Origin of the sequence: Pricia mediterranea, from assembly GCF_032248455.1 — a bacterium.
GTDB classification, from domain to species: domain Bacteria; phylum Bacteroidota; class Bacteroidia; order Flavobacteriales; family Flavobacteriaceae; genus Pricia; species Pricia mediterranea.
The window spans coordinates 3406555-3420814 of record NZ_JAVTTP010000001.1; the positions used below are offsets into that span (position 1 = coordinate 3406555).

The following is a 14260-nucleotide window of genomic DNA, read 5'->3' on the forward strand; positions in this document are numbered from 1 at the left end:
ATTGTTATTCAATTCCAATTTTCATCAAAATCGAGGTCGTCATAGTTTTCAAAAGTATCCTCGAAATCGAAAGTGGACTCCGATTTAAAATTGGTTTCCGGTGGGTTTTCGGGCAGTTCCCCGAAGCTGAACAAAAGGTTGGGGTAGGAGACTCCGGATTCGGACTCTACAATATCGGCCAGTTCAACTAAGAATGTCCACATATTCAAAAAATCATAGACATAAATAAGTTTGGGACTCTTTTCGGTCATTACATCCTCTAAAAAAGTCTCGTTCATCAGGCGTACATCCGAGCCACTGTCGCTCATATCGAAAAGAGCGATTTCCTCGTCTTGGTTCCAATCCTCGTCACAAGTGTAGAACGAAGCCATTTCGTTGCCTAAGAAGCCGAAGGACTGGGTAATCGCGTTGTGAAACTCTTCCATGGTGCTACTCTCCTCGATCTCGATATCACGGAAAATATCCTCTTTGGCATCCAAGATGATTCGTATTTTATAGATCATGGTGTTCTTTTTTACGGGAGGACAAAGTTACGAAGAAATCTGTGTTTTATCAGTTTATAGGTTTAGGAGTTTATGGGTTTAGAAGTTTATAGGTTGCGGTGGGAAGTAGGACGGAAAGAGCAAGGAAGAAAGACCAATACACTCTAGGGAACATCCAAAAAGGCTAGCCAATGCCAAGAATACCCTTGTGTCTTTCTCGTGCCTTTAGCTATCCTTGCTCTTTCTTCCTTTCGTCTTTTGGTCAAATTAAGTGTCATCCGTTTTGTTTGAAAGGATTCAGGGCAGGACCAAAGTTTAAAGGGATAGTGATTTCGGTGGTAGCCTTAGACGGTCGGGCTTATTTTGGGATTTTTTTTCGCGCCGAACACTTCCATGACCAAGTAATATTGGACCCCGAAAAGCAGCGATGCGATGATCAGGTGCAGGGGCTGGGTAGCGAATGGGAAATCCAAATAATACATGCCTACGCCCGTGAGCACCTCGATGCCCAAAAGCAGCAGCACCCAGTTTATTTTGGTAAAGCCCAATCGATGTTTATAGATGCGCCAGGCCAAGAAGAGGTTCAGCAAGACCACCGCGATGGAGAAGGAGCGGTGTACGTAGAACGTCCAGTCAAAGTTGGATAACCAAAGATGTCTGGCATCGTACCCGACTCTATCGACTTGCTCATCGACCAAGTGCCGCACTTGGGTACCCAAAATAATCTGGATAACGGTAGCGGCGAACGCTGCCAATAACCAAACGAAAAGGCCTCTTTCGTAAACAAGGGATTCGGACGATTTTCTGGTCGTATAGATCAGATAGGTCAGCAGGGCGACAATAAACAGGGCCATGATCATATGTATCGTGATCTTGGCCGGCGCGAGAACAGAATAGACAACGGTAGCGCCCAACCAGCCCTGAAATCCCATGGCGAAGACCACCAACCAAGAAAGCAAGGTGATTTTTTTGCGCTTCTTCCAAAATCCGAGGGAAAAAACAGCCAGAACTAGCGTGCCGAGACCCGCCAGGGCCCCGAACAAGCGGTTGATAAATTCGATCCACGTATGCCAAGGGTTGAAAATAGCGTAGTCGTGCTTGGTGTACAATTCCCAATTTTGATCGGTGTATTCGTTCCCGGTCTTGAAATCGACCTTGGCGACCTGTAGCGTTCTATCGACAATGATGACCTGTCCCTTTTTAAATTCCCGGTCCGGCTGCCATTGCAGTTGCGCGGTTTCGGTAGGGGGGATATAGTATCCAAAACATTTCGGCCAATCGGGACAGCCCATGCCGCTGCCCGTCATTCTTACGATGGCCCCGGCCGCGATAACCAGATAGACGAGGACCAAGGATATCTTCGCAATTTTTCGAAAACCTTCTTGCATTTTATGTCGTGGGTTTGCCATGCAAATTTACCACTCTTAGGCAAGAAACACGACAATTAAAGGGCGGTAATGTGCCCATTAAATAATGAACTCACGTTGGGGTACAAACATGAACCCAAGACGAATTCAATTAAAAAAACCTAGGACGGCCAGGACGGCCGGAACCTCCATAGAAGGTGTCTAACTCATAGCGCAACAAAATCTCGAACGATCCGTCATTGAACCGGGTACCGCCCAGCTCGGTGGTTTCTCGGTCATAGGCGAGGCCCAGGAGAAGCTTGTCGTTGAGCTGGAATCCGAAGAGGGCGCTTACCGCCGCGTCCCACCGGTATGCCGCCCCTAGTTTGAACTTTTCGTTGAGCAAGAAGTTGGCCGAGACATCGACCTGCAACGGCGCACCGTTTACGGCTTTGACCAATAGGGCCGGTTTAAATTTTAATCGTTGCGAGGGTTCGAAGATGTACCCGGTCATAAAGTAGAAATTCAATCGTTCCTCGGCCAAAAAGGAGGTGCCCGAAGCCGAGTCGTCAAAATGTTTGGTGCTCAAAAAGTTGGGTATCGATAGCCCGGCATAGAAATTTGTAGCATAATAATAGACTCCTGCCCCGAAGTTGGGCGAGAAGCGTTGGTCGATATTGGACAGGCCCACATTCGCGGCCTCGGCGTCATAGTTCGCCAGTTTGTTGAAATCGACGTTCAATAGATGTCCCCCGGCCTTGACACCGAAGGATAATCGTTGTTCGCGGGAGAGTGTAATAGTATATGAAAAGACACCGTCGAAAAAGGTTTCCTGATTGGTGCCGTTGCCGATTTCATCGTTGACGACCGATAGTCCAAGGCCCACCGTTTTAGAAACGGGACTATGTACGTTCAGGGTCTGTGTTCTAGGCGCCCCGTCTAGCCCGAGCCACTGCGAGCGATGGAGGGCAGCGATGCTCAGCGCACCTCTTGAACCGGCATAGGCGGGATTGATCGCTACCGTGTTATACATGTATTGGGTGTATTGGGCGTCTTGCTGGGCCACCAGTTCCGATACTGAAGCGATGGTACAGAAAAAGATCAAAAGGAGTTTTTTCATGGGATTTCTTTTATGGAATTTCCGACGGAGATACAACCCATTGGCTAAGATAAAGGTATCCATTTTTAGTTTTCCCTACTTTCTAGTGACTGTTTTGAAATCTGTCAATTATTTTTTATGCCAATTTTTGCGCGCCAACGCAGCTGCTGGCTCCTCTGCACAAGGCCAAATCATTGGCCTCGTGCTATCGGCCCCGTTAAAATTTTGGATCGTGGCTACGGCTATGCTCTAAAATTTTGCCTACAATGACATCAAAATAATCTATAAAAAATCCAATCACACAATTCACCACAGTGCCTTACCATAAACCTCGATAAGGGGATGGCTTCGAGTTGGAATCGGTGGAATAGTGACCAATAATTTAAGATTTAGCGGTCAAGCCGATTTCCTTACCTTTTTTTAGCATAAATGTCCTCGCGGCCTCGTATTCGTTGGGAATTTCCCCTTCAAGGATGGCCTCTTTGATCGCTTCTTTTATAACCCCGATTTCCCGGGATGGTTTTATCCCGAAGGTCTCCATAATATCTTCCCCTGAAATGGGGGGCTGAAAGTTACGGACATGGTCGCGTTCCTCGACCTCCTCTATTTTCTGGCGTACCAGCTTAAAGTTGTTCTTGTATTTTCGTTGTTTTCGTGGATTTTTTGTGGTGATGTCCGCCTCGCAGAGGGTCATCAAGGCGTCCACGTGGTCCCCGGCATCGTGCACCAAACGCCTTACTGCAGAATCTGTGGCAAATTCTTCGGCGAGGACTTGGGGGCGGGAGCTCATCAGCACCATTTTTTGGACGAACTTCATTTTTTCGTTTAGGGGCATCCGCAACCGTTTGAAGAGTTTATAGACCATTTTGGAACCTACGAACTCGTGGGCATGAAACGTCCATCCTATTTTTTTGTGCCATCGTTTGGTGGGGGCCTTGCCAATATCGTGCAACAATGCCGCCCACCGCAGCCAGAGGTCATCGGTGGTCTCGGCGATGTTGTCCACCACCTCTAGCGTATGCCAGAAATTGTCTTTGTGGCGTTGGCCTTCTTTTTCCTCGATGCCCTGCAGGGCGACCAGTTCGGGTAAAATATAGGGCAGCAGTTCCGTCTTGTGCAGCAGGGCGAAACCTTTGGATGGCTTTTCACTGGCCAAGATCTTATGCAGTTCTTCGACGATTCGCTCTTTGGAAATGATTTCGATCCGCTCTTTGTGCTCGGTTATCGCTTGTAGGGATTTCAGTTCGATCTCGAAATTGAGCTGGGTCGCGAACCGGATGGCGCGCATCATCCGCAAGGGATCGTCGGAATAGGTAATCCCGGGTTCCAATGGGGTGCGGATAATTTGTCTTTCGAGGTCCGCCAGTCCTCCGAACGGATCCAACAGTTGGCCGAACGTCGCTTGGTTCAGAGAGATGGCCAAGGCGTTGATCGTGAAATCCCGACGCTTTTGGTCGTCTTCGAGGGTACCGTCTTCCACCGTGGGTTTGCGGCTGTTCCGGTCGTAGCTCTCCTTTCGGGCGCCGACGAACTCCAGTTCGATACCGTCGTGCTTCAGCATGGCAGTACCGAAGTTTTTAAAAACGGAGACCTTGGGTTGTCCCGGTAGTTTCGACGCCACTTCTCTCGCCATCGCGATACCGTTTCCGATCGCCACGATATCGACGTCGTCGGGAGTGCCACGATTTAGGAGAAAGTCACGAACAAACCCACCGATGACGTAGGTATCCACCCCGAGTTGGTCGGCCGCTTCGGTAACGGAGCGGAAAATTGGATTTTTTAAGGCTTCTTTAAGGTTCAAGACTTTTGGTTCAAGGTTTAAAGTTCAAGGTACAAAGTTTAAAGTCCAGTTCAGGGTTCAAGGTCCGCCAATAAAATTCCAAAACCCCAAGTACCAAATTCCCAGAACCGACGACCCATATATCAAACATCCGACACCCGTCACCCGACTTCCAACACCCAAAATCTTACGTCTAATGATTCATTCCCGAATGATCTTTACCTTTCCATCATTAGCCAACCTGATAATGGAGGAAGGTAGGGAATTCAGCTGTTCGGACTGCAAATTTACTACATAGTCTACTCCCCGTAAAATGGCTTCCGATATCTCTTGGAAGTCTCTGGGACTTGGCTCGCCGGAAACATTGGCAGAAGTCGAGACGATGGGTTTTCGGAATTTGTTGATCAAGTTGCGGCAGAACTTATCCGATGCCACGCGAACGGCCAGGGTATCATCGGAAGCGATCAGATTTTTGGCCACGCCTTTTGGGGCGTCATAGATGATCGTGGTGGGTTTTGTGGATAGGTCCAATATATCGTACGCCAGGTCTGGCACGTTTTCGACGTGTCTCTCCAGCATTGCATCATTGGCAACTAGGCAGATCAAGGCCTTCCGGTCATCGCGATTTTTTAAAGCGTATACTTTTTGTACCGCCGCTTCATCGGTGGCGTCGCAACCGATACCCCAGACGGTATCGGTGGGGTAGAGGATTAGGCCTCCTTGTTGGAGAACTTTGAGACAGGCATTAATTTCTTTGGCAAGATTTTTCAACTGTTGTACAAATTACTTTTTTTAAAAAATTCCAAATTCCAAATTCCAAATTCCAAATTCCAGATTCCAGATTCCTTACAGATTCCAGATTCCAAATTCCAGATTCCACTTTTTTACTTTCCACCTTCACACTTCTCACTTCGCAACCGGGCCAATTCTTTATACCGGGCATGTACTCCCAAGGCGTTAAGATAGCAGATAATAATTCCCTTTTTACCATCTAAGATGCCCAGCCGAAAGATGTAGTGGTTGATAAATTTATAAAAAGGTCTGAACCAGAAATGGTAGAGGTTAGGGGAATAGTCCTTATCCAGTTCCTCGGAGGCCTTCATCTGGCCGTATTTTATCATCTTGCCCTTGTAGTCCTCATAATTTTTATAGGAATAATGGATCAATTTGTTTTTAAGCGTCCCGGATTTTCCATTGATGACCAAGGTTTCGTGAACGATGCGTTCTTCGGAAAAATAGACCTTACTCTTTCGGAACAGACGATAGTTTTTATCGCTCTGCCATCCGCTGAAATGCAAGACCTCGTCCTGGAACATAAAGGTGCGCAGAAAGTAATAGGCATTGGCCGGTGGTCTTTCGAGGTTGACCGTTTCGATGATTTCTTCTTTTAAAGGTTCGGTCACCCGCTCATCGGCGTCCAAGAACAGCACCCAATCGTGGGAAGCTTGATCAAGGGCGAACGATTTTTGGTCCGTAAAGTCCTTGAAGGGGCGCTGGATCAATTTTACATCGGGCCGGTGCCGGACCTTTTCCGCAGTCCCATCGGTGCTGAAGGAATCGACCACGATAATCTCATCGGCGAACGCTACATTGTCCAACACCGCATCGATATGGAATATCTCGTTGTAGGTAATCAACAAAGCCGTTATTTTTCGTTCGCTATTGCCCATGTACCAAGTAGTTTACGATTTTACCCTGAATCATTGCGCTATCGAAATTTTCTTTTATAAAAGCAGAACCCCTACGGCCCATTTCTTCTCTTTGTTTGGGATGCTCGGCCAAGAACTGCACCTTGTCGGCGAAGGCGTTAACATTATCGACCGGGGTTAGAAAACCTGTACTTCCGTCCCGTACAACTTCCGGGTTGCTGCTACAATCGAAGGCAACGATGGGTTTTTCGCACAGTGCTGCTTCGGCCAACACGTAACCAAAGCCCTCCCATAAACTGGAGAGTACAAAAATATCCCCGCTGCAGATCAGGTCCGGGGGATTGTCGATAAAGCCGGCAAAGGTCACCCGTTCTTGCACGTGAAGTTGTTCCACCAACCCCTGCAATTCGTCCCTTAGTCTTCCGGTGCCGCCTATTACGAGCATACATTTGATCTCCCTTCGTTGTAGTTCTGCCGCCAATGCGATCAGGAACCTCTGGTTTTTTTGGAATTCCAGCCGCCCCAGATTGCACAACACGATTTCATCGGCATCTTTCTTTTGGTATACCGGTCGTATCGGCCGCGCAAGAAACCCTTCGATATCTATGCCATTATAGATTACTTTTATCTTATTCTCAGGAAATAATCCCGGATTACGCGCCAAGACCGTCTTTTTGGTAGCCTCAGAATTCGCCAGTACCTCTGTGACCACATGGCTGAAATAATAACGGTTCAAGAATGAATTTTTAATAGGGATGGCACTGCCCCTTCTATAGATTATCCGCTTTAAACCTTCCCATCTAGCGGCCAGCCCCGCCAGTTTTAGGTCTCTCGACAGGTTCATTACGATCGTTCCAACGTTGTTCTCCCTCAGCAGGTACCTGACCGTGTTAATCTTGAAGGGACTAAAAAAACTGAGGTTGCCTACCTTGATACCGCGACAGGGGATACCCGTATTCGATAAACGTTTGAAAAGTTCACTTTTTTGATGCACGATCGCCAAAACCGGATATCCCAGATCATGGAGGTGGGTGCAAACCTCCAGGTGCCATTTTTCGCCCCCTCCCCATGCAGTCGTGCTGTTAAAAAAGCATATCGTCTTCATACCAGGACCGATTTATAGACCTCGTAGAGATTGTGGGCCACACTCTCATCGGAAAACTTTTGCACGAACCGGTAGCCTTTTTCCTCAATATCCTTTCGCAATTCAGGATTTTCGAAAAGGCGACAGATTTCTTTTCTCAGCGCACCGACATCCAACGGATCGATGTAAACGGAATGGGGACCGCCCGCCTCGGGAAAACAGCCGCCCTTTGAGGTGATGACCGCTGTTTTGCTAAAAAGGGCCTCGATGATCGGAATGCCGAAGCCCTCGCAGATCGATGGGTAACAAAAAACCGTGGCCATTTGATAGATGGCGGCAAGCTCGGTATCCCCCACATTCTTTAAAAAGGTTATCTGTGATTGCAGTTGGTTGTCCTCGATGTAGGCGTGGATTTTGTGGGCATATTTCTTTTCCGACCCGACCAAGATCAGGTGATGATCCGTTCCGTCAATGGCTTGGACCAAGGTGAAGGCGTTTTTGCGTTCTTGCAGGGTGCCTACGTTCAGTACGAAATTTTGGGGCAGGTCATATTTGCGCCGCACCTCTTCCTTAAATTCACCATCGTACTCCTTTTTATAGACGTCGTTACAGCCTTGGTATATCACCGTAACTTTCTCCGGGTCCACCCCCAGGTATTGCACGGCATCCCTTTTGGTCTGTTCGCTTATGGCAATTATTTTGTCGGAATTGGTGGCCGCGTACTGGAACTTTTTGGTATAAATAATTCGGTCAAAGAAGGAGTAAAAGTTAGGGTGGGTAAGAAATATAAGATCATGGACGGTCACGACGGTTGCAATACCATGGTTTTTGAGTCCGGCTGGAAGCTCGCCCGTCAATCCGTGGAAAATATCCACTTTATCCTTGGCGATCTGCTTGGATACTGGACCCAAGCGCCAGAGGGCCGAGAATTTCTTCCAAAACCAGCCCTTGGGGTATTTGATCAAAATATTTTTAAGGATGTCAAGTCGGTCAACGCTTGAAGGGGCCGTGTTGTAGAGTACGAACTTTTCGATGGGGGTGTAGCGGTGCAAGATACGGATGGCGTCCCTTCCGTAATTGCCTAGTCCCGTACTGTTGTGAAAGATGCGTTTGGCGTCAAAACCGATTCTCATCGTCTTGTTTTTTGTAAGTGGTCAAAGATAGTGCAATTAGCGACTTTTGGTTATTCGTTTATAAAATCAATATACCGTTTTTGTTGAAAACGATAGCTCCATTTGGGATCGGCATAGGAAGCGGGAGAGGCCGTATTTTTGGTATCGATATCCGAAATGAGCTTTGGAAACGTTTCCGTATCGAAGAAAAGGGAATTTTCTTTCAAATCGGGAATGTCCTGAAAAAAGGTATGGCAAAGCAACGGTTTTTTATGGGCAAACGCCAAATTAAAGGTACCCGAAATTTTGTGTTCAAGGTACTCCTCCTTATGCGTCAGTAGAGGCATGATATAATCGCAAGCGGCGAGATAGGCGTGGTACTCCTCATTGGGAATAAAAGAATGGAACATTTTAAAACGCTCCGATCGCCCTAAATCCTTGAGGCTATCATACAATCGTTTTCCGGCAGGATCAGTGGCATCTACTTTTCCTAGGATAAGGAACTTCACCCGTTTCAAATTTGGGATTGTCGCAAGGACATCGATCAGAAAATCATAGGCTCTTCGACCATAATCGATCCTGCCCGGGATGCCGATCCAAATTTCGTTCTGTTTGTAGGTGGGTACAGGTTCGTACTTTGGGAAAAAGATGGGGTAAAAACTTTGGACTTCGATGGGATCAGCAGATGGATCGGTCGGTAGCAGCGCATCGTTCAGTACGAAGTATTTTTTGACTTTTTTGGATATCAGCCGCTGCGTCGAACTGCTATTTAGTTTTTTGGTATCGTGTAGTATCCCTACACATCGGGTACTCACGAATCGGAGCAACTGGGACAGGTTGCGTAGCACGCTGTACGAGTGCGCTGTGTTGAAAACAAGGAGGTCGAACTTTCGGAGGATGCCGAACAACTGCCATTGACGTTGGAGTTTTGTAAAGAAGTCCGCTTTGTCAAAATCGATATAGACCAAATCGTCCGCCAGATTTTGATAGTCCTTAATCTGCGGGGCCAGAGCGGGATGCAATATCAGGGTCACCCGATGTCCAGCGTCCTTTAAAAAGCGGAGTTGGCTAAAGATACATTCCTCGTGCGATGTCCTTAGTTCTACGATAGCGGTTCTCATCCGTTGGTGTCAGCCCGCAAGATAATGGATTCTAATGGTTGTCAGAAACGGATTCTGACGATAGGGTCGAGAACTTAGCGGTGCGGCTTTGAGCTCGAAATTGAGATAGCCTCGGATAGGGGCGTGCCGCCATTTGAACTAAAGAATGATGAAAATTGAAATACTTTTTAGATGAGGAATTGAGCGCTAAGATGAGCACTTGGCTCCGGAAGTCCAGGGCTGTTGTGCGAAACGAGCCTTAGATGCAATAAGCGTAATACCCTATTCGCTTACGGGGCTCAGGGCGGTAGGGGAGGTGGCCTCCCGGAGTTCTCCGGATCTTCGGCGTAGTAGGCGATATTCGCGATATCTTTCAAGATCGCTCAAGGCATTTAGATAGCAGACCGTGATGCCTTTTCTACCGTCTAAAATTCCCAAGCGGACGGTATAATTGTACAGAAATTTCCAAAAGGGGGCGAGCAACAGCTTTAGAATTCCGGGTTGCTTCCCTCTTTCCTGATCTTGTTGAGCCTTTAACTGCCCGTAGCGTAGCATTTTACCCTTATAGTCCCCGTATTTCTTATAGGAATAATGCACCAATTTTTCTTTAAGGGTTCCCGATTTGCCGTCCACCTTTAGGCATTCGTGTACCCTACGTTCTTGACAGAATTTTACCTTACTTTTTCTAAACAACCGGTAATTTTTGTCCGTCTGCCATCCACTGAACCGCAAATGCTCGTTTTTGAACATGAATTTTCTTCGGAACCAATACGCAACTTCAGGTTTGGTACTCCGCGTTGCCCGGATAATTTCCTCTCGCAAGTTGTTGGGAACCACTTCGTCTGCATCCAAAAACAGCACCCAATCGTTAGTGGCCTGTTTCATGGCATAGGATTTCTGTTTTGTGAAATCTTGAAAGGGATGCTGGATGACCTTAACCTGTGGGAGGCCGGATAGATACTCGTAAGTACCGTCGGAGCTGTAGGAATCCACCACAATAATTTCGTCGGCGAAGGCAACCGAGGCGACGCAGGGCTCGATGTACCCCATCTCATTGTAAGTGATAATTACCGCCGATATTTTCTGGGTGCTCCCTGTTTTCAAAACGCTTTGATATTTTTCCGACATATCTGGAATAAACTATAACCGTAAAATAGCACTAAAATTGTATTAAAGGGAAGAATTCTTACAAATCTGATAACTGGTTATGGAACAATTGAGATTTGGCAAACCCTACTCCTTATCCTCAAGGATGACCGAATTGACAAAAGGTTGCGTATATCTTTTTTAGGATGAGTATCAAAGTTTAGGTAGGACCAAAAAAATATGTGGCTATTTGCGGTTTTTATGGCAGTTTTGCGCTAAGCTTGAAACGTTTCTTTCCATCTATCTAGGTATATTGCACTTTAAACCGGTCTAGTAGGCTAGCTCAAGATTCATTCCCGATAGAACTGGGCGCCGTCCGATTCGGTGCGAACGGGGGAGGGGCACGCTGACAAGGAAGGGGCCGGCTGGGGAACGTCCCGTGCCGACCACCAACTGATTATACGATCAAAACCATTTATAGGATGAAACCCCTAAAATACTATTTCCATACCCTTTTTTCTGCGCAAAGGGATACTACCGATGCCATCCGAACAAAGACCATTTTGGAGTCCTTCCATTTTCTGGTGGAGAAGCTCAAAACCCACGAGCGTCTGTTCTTTGTAAGGTTCGGGGATGGGGAATTCGTGACTTTGATGCAACAGGACCATCGGAACTACGTGTTCAATGAAAATCTGGAAAAGGAACTTGAAACCTCGTTTCGGATCGAGCACGAGGAGTACCTGATTGCCTGTCCCATCAATTATCCCTACGACGAGTTCCATGCCAAGGGCATCTACCGGCAGTTTTCTTGGCAGCAGGAAATGATCGAAGTGATGGAAGAAAGGGATTTCCCCCAAGATCTCGTCTTTGAAAATCCCTGTATCTTTCAGTGTTTAGGTGTTTTTAGACCCAAGCTGCTCAAGCGTTTTTTAGACGATTTCGTCCGAAAGGAGAAGAAGATGTTCATCGGTTCGACCGAGAAAACGACTGCCGAAAAATTGTACGGTCCCATTGATTACTACGTTCAGATCCCCGCAAGAAACGCTTATGAGTCCATAGCGGACTGGTGGCCGGAGGTGGAGGGGAACGCGGGGAAAGTCGATTTGGTCATTCCCTCCGCGGGAAGTACCTCGAACGTCATTTCCGTAAGACTTTGGAACATGGGCGTACGCTGCAAGGTCATCGATTTCGGATCGATCGTTGACGCCGTCGCCGGCAAGACCTCCCGCAGCTGGATCCGTCTTCAGGGACATAAAGTACTGCAAGCCCTGCAGAATCCACCGGAACTTTCTTTTGCGGAACGCTTGAAGTTTTTACGCAAGGATATCAAGTTCTATTTCAGGAACCAAGTGATTTAAGAGACGCTATTTTTTTAAAAGCTTATTAGGAAGAACACCCAATCCATTTGAGATAACAATGCCCCGTCGAGCGCAGTCGAGACGTTTTGGCCTGATTTTCGACTGTACCGCGACTGTACTCGGTAGGGACATTCAGAAGTTAAATAACCTATTGATTATCAGCGTAATAATCCGTATCTTAGAGTAAACAAAACCCCGAGAATGAGTCGTTAGCTCGAAAAACGGGGTTTTTATCTAAGATGTTATGTCCAAGATACGAAGAATCCGCGATTTCCAGCACACTTTTTCATTTTCCTCCCAACAGGAACAGTTGGGAGTTTTCTTTGACCGTTTTTTGGAATCCGATCTGGGCAAGATCTACCGGGCGGTGCCCTGGGACGACATGGTGGCGGCCCTCGGTGTGAAGGAGGCGAAAAAAGGCCCGAAGGCGATCTTCTCCCCCCGGGGCAAGGTCGCCCTGATGTTCCTCAAGCACTATGCGGATTGCTCCGACAGAAAACTTGTCGAAGGGCTCAACGGCAACCTGGACTGGCAGTTCTTCTGCGGCATCTATATCGGTGCCGATCGTCTGGAAAACTTCAAGATCGTGAGCGAGATACGGTCGGAACTGGGGGGAAAGCTCGACATCGACGCCCTGCAGAAGGCCCTCTACGGACACTGGTCCCCGCACATGGGGGACAAGGGCTCCGTCACGATGGACGCCACCTGCTACGAGAGCAACATGCGGTACCCTACAAATGTAAAACTGCTCTGGGAATGTACCGACTGGCTGCACCGGCTGCTCAAAAAGGTATGCGGGGAAAAAAAGGTCGCCATGCCGCGCAGCAAGTACCTGAAATGGAAAAAGCGGTACGTGTCCTACAGCAAGATGAAGAGGAAGACCAAGAAGAAGCGGGATGCGCTGACCAGGGCCCTGCTCCTGCTGACCGAAAAGTTCTCGGCGGAACTGGACCGTATGGAAGGGGAGCACGGCCTGGCGTTCACCGTGGACCAGTACGTGCGCAGGGCCGCGGCCAGGAAGGTACGGGAACAACAGTACGCCCTGTTCCACCACGGCGTGCGGCCCGAGGGCCGCATCGTCAGCCTTGACAGGCCCTATGTCAGGCCGATCGTCAGGGGCAAGGAGAAAAAGCCGGTGGAGTTCGGTGCCAAGGTGCACAAGTTCCAGGTGGGCGGCATCGGCTTTATCGAGCACCTATCCTTCGACGCCTTCCACGAGGGGATACGCTTCCGCAAGACCGTCCTGGACGCGCAGGGCCTGACCCGTACCAAGGTCAAGATCGTAGGGGCCGATGCCATCTACGCGACCAACAAAAATCGGAAGTTCGCCACCGGGAACGGTATCCGTACCGACTTCAAGCGCAAGGGAAGGGCCGGCAAACACGAGGGGCACCGTAAGAAACTGGCGGCGGCCATCACCAAGGAAAGGGCCGCCCGCCTGGAGGGCAGCTTCGGCAACGACAAGGAACACTACGGCCTCAAAAGAATAAGGGCCCGCACCAAGGCTACGGAGATCCTCTGGATATTTTTCGGCATCCACACCGCCAACGCCCTTGAGATCGGCAGGCGCATGGCCTCGGCCCGCCTGGCAAAAGCAGCCTGAGCCTCCAGCAGCCAGGAGGCCCGAGGGAGACCTATGTCCCGACGGGACCGGAAGGGCCCGAAATCCGTCCTCCCGAACCGAAAAGACCTCAAAGGCGACACCGGAAATCGAAAATGCCGCCCGACCTCTACGGTCGAACGGCACCGACTTTAAATTTTACCGAAAAAAGGGCTTACTCCTGAATATCCCTCGGTAGAGCCGCTCAAGGTGACTAAAACGCTCTTTAGGCTCCCAAGCCGACAAGCATCTTTAACTATTATCCGGATTCGGCAATGCACTAACTTGTCAGATAAGAGGGAAGACTGTAGGACCTAGGACGTAAGACTTACGTCTAGGACTGGCCTGCCTGTGCTGAGCGCTCGTCTGAATGATAGCGTCGGGCAGGCAGCCGAAGTACTTGATGTGACATTTTTGATTCAAATAGATTGATGAGGTGTTCTTCGGGACGAACGTTATTCTTTACTCCTTGATTGCTATTCCCAACATTACACCACCCCCGCCTACTTCCGCAGCAACACGCTCCGACCCGCCACCGTCCAAGCGTCTCTTTTCTTTTATCTT

General features: G+C 48.5%; 12 protein-coding genes and 1 pseudogene. 3 read left to right on the top strand and 10 right to left on the bottom strand.

The window, feature by feature from the left end; translation table 11 throughout:
- Positions 1-8 precede the first annotated feature (8 nt).
- The 10 genes from RQM65_RS14030 to RQM65_RS14075 all read right to left on the bottom strand — a co-directional run bounded on the left by RQM65_RS14030 (position 9) and on the right by RQM65_RS14075 (position 10756).
- Positions 9-503: an IS1096 element passenger TnpR family protein gene (locus RQM65_RS14030; RefSeq protein ID WP_314015973.1), complete on the bottom strand. Its 495-nt coding sequence runs from the start codon at positions 501-503 to the stop codon at positions 9-11.
- 323 nt (positions 504-826) lie between these two features.
- Positions 827-1870 carry a COX15/CtaA family protein gene (locus tag RQM65_RS14035; RefSeq protein WP_314015975.1) on the bottom strand — a complete coding sequence of 348 codons (1044 nt, stop codon included), beginning with the start codon at positions 1868-1870 and terminating at the stop codon, positions 827-829.
- Positions 1871-2000: 130 nt separating this feature from the next.
- Complete coding sequence (locus tag RQM65_RS14040) at positions 2001-2948, bottom strand: PorP/SprF family type IX secretion system membrane protein (protein WP_314015976.1); 948 nt, start codon at positions 2946-2948, stop codon at positions 2001-2003.
- A gap of 361 nt (positions 2949-3309) precedes the next feature.
- A complete protein-coding gene (locus RQM65_RS14045) occupies positions 3310-4728 on the bottom strand; it encodes a CCA tRNA nucleotidyltransferase (RefSeq protein WP_314015978.1) in 1419 nt (472 codons plus the stop codon).
- A 180-nt stretch (positions 4729-4908) separates the two neighbouring features.
- Complete coding sequence (locus tag RQM65_RS14050) at positions 4909-5478, bottom strand: L-threonylcarbamoyladenylate synthase (protein ID WP_314015980.1); 570 nt, start codon at positions 5476-5478, stop codon at positions 4909-4911.
- Positions 5479-5591: 113 nt separating this feature from the next.
- Positions 5592-6377 (bottom strand): glycosyltransferase family 2 protein, encoded by a 786-nt coding sequence (locus tag RQM65_RS14055; protein ID WP_314015982.1) that lies wholly within the window; start codon positions 6375-6377, stop codon positions 5592-5594.
- A complete protein-coding gene (locus RQM65_RS14060) occupies positions 6367-7461 on the bottom strand; it encodes a glycosyltransferase (protein ID WP_314015984.1) in 1095 nt (364 codons plus the stop codon). Before RQM65_RS14060 ends, RQM65_RS14055 begins: the two co-directional genes overlap by 11 nt.
- Positions 7458-8573 carry a glycosyltransferase family 4 protein gene (locus RQM65_RS14065; protein ID WP_314015985.1) on the bottom strand — a complete coding sequence of 372 codons (1116 nt, stop codon included), beginning with the start codon at positions 8571-8573 and terminating at the stop codon, positions 7458-7460. Before RQM65_RS14065 ends, RQM65_RS14060 begins: the two co-directional genes overlap by 4 nt.
- 50 nt (positions 8574-8623) lie before the next feature.
- Entirely contained in the window at positions 8624-9673 is a 1050-nt protein-coding gene (locus RQM65_RS14070; RefSeq protein WP_314015987.1) for a glycosyltransferase family protein, read from the bottom strand.
- Between the two features lie 261 nt (positions 9674-9934).
- Complete coding sequence (locus RQM65_RS14075; RefSeq protein WP_314015989.1) at positions 9935-10756, bottom strand: glycosyltransferase family 2 protein; 822 nt, start codon at positions 10754-10756, stop codon at positions 9935-9937.
- A gap of 464 nt (positions 10757-11220) precedes the next feature.
- On the opposite strand from RQM65_RS14075, the gene RQM65_RS14080 reads away from it, so the two are divergent.
- From RQM65_RS14080 to RQM65_RS14090, 3 genes and pseudogenes are all read left to right on the top strand, one after another.
- Complete coding sequence (locus RQM65_RS14080; RefSeq protein ID WP_314015991.1) at positions 11221-12096, top strand: hypothetical protein; 876 nt, start codon at positions 11221-11223, stop codon at positions 12094-12096.
- Between the two features lie 382 nt (positions 12097-12478).
- Positions 12479-12640: pseudogene (locus tag RQM65_RS19010) on the top strand (hypothetical protein); the annotation flags it as partial.
- Between the two features lie 150 nt (positions 12641-12790).
- Positions 12791-13699, top strand: a complete 909-nt coding sequence (locus RQM65_RS14090) for a transposase (RefSeq protein ID WP_314012501.1) — start codon at positions 12791-12793, stop codon at positions 13697-13699.
- The last annotated feature ends 561 nt before the right edge of the window (positions 13700-14260 follow it).

Bases quoted from the DNA above. Each gene is read 5' to 3' on its own strand.
- RQM65_RS14040 (WP_314015976.1), bottom strand. From the start codon at position 2,948: ATGAAAAAACTCCTTTTGATCTTTTTCTGTACCATCGCTTCAGTATCG.
- RQM65_RS14090 (WP_314012501.1), top strand. From the start codon at position 12,791: ATGGACGCCACCTGCTACGAGAGCAACATGCGGTACCCTACAAATGTA.
- RQM65_RS14035 (WP_314015975.1), bottom strand. From the start codon at position 1,870: ATGCAAGAAGGTTTTCGAAAAATTGCGAAGATATCCTTGGTCCTCGTC.
- RQM65_RS14060 (WP_314015984.1), bottom strand. From the start codon at position 7,461: ATGAAGACGATATGCTTTTTTAACAGCACGACTGCATGGGGAGGGGGC.
- RQM65_RS14065 (WP_314015985.1), bottom strand. From the start codon at position 8,573: ATGAGAATCGGTTTTGACGCCAAACGCATCTTTCACAACAGTACGGGA.
- RQM65_RS14080 (WP_314015991.1), top strand. From the start codon at position 11,221: ATGAAACCCCTAAAATACTATTTCCATACCCTTTTTTCTGCGCAAAGG.
- RQM65_RS14055 (WP_314015982.1), bottom strand. From the start codon at position 6,377: ATGGGCAATAGCGAACGAAAAATAACGGCTTTGTTGATTACCTACAAC.
- RQM65_RS14070 (WP_314015987.1), bottom strand. From the start codon at position 9,673: ATGAGAACCGCTATCGTAGAACTAAGGACATCGCACGAGGAATGTATC.
- RQM65_RS14030 (WP_314015973.1), bottom strand. From the start codon at position 503: ATGATCTATAAAATACGAATCATCTTGGATGCCAAAGAGGATATTTTC.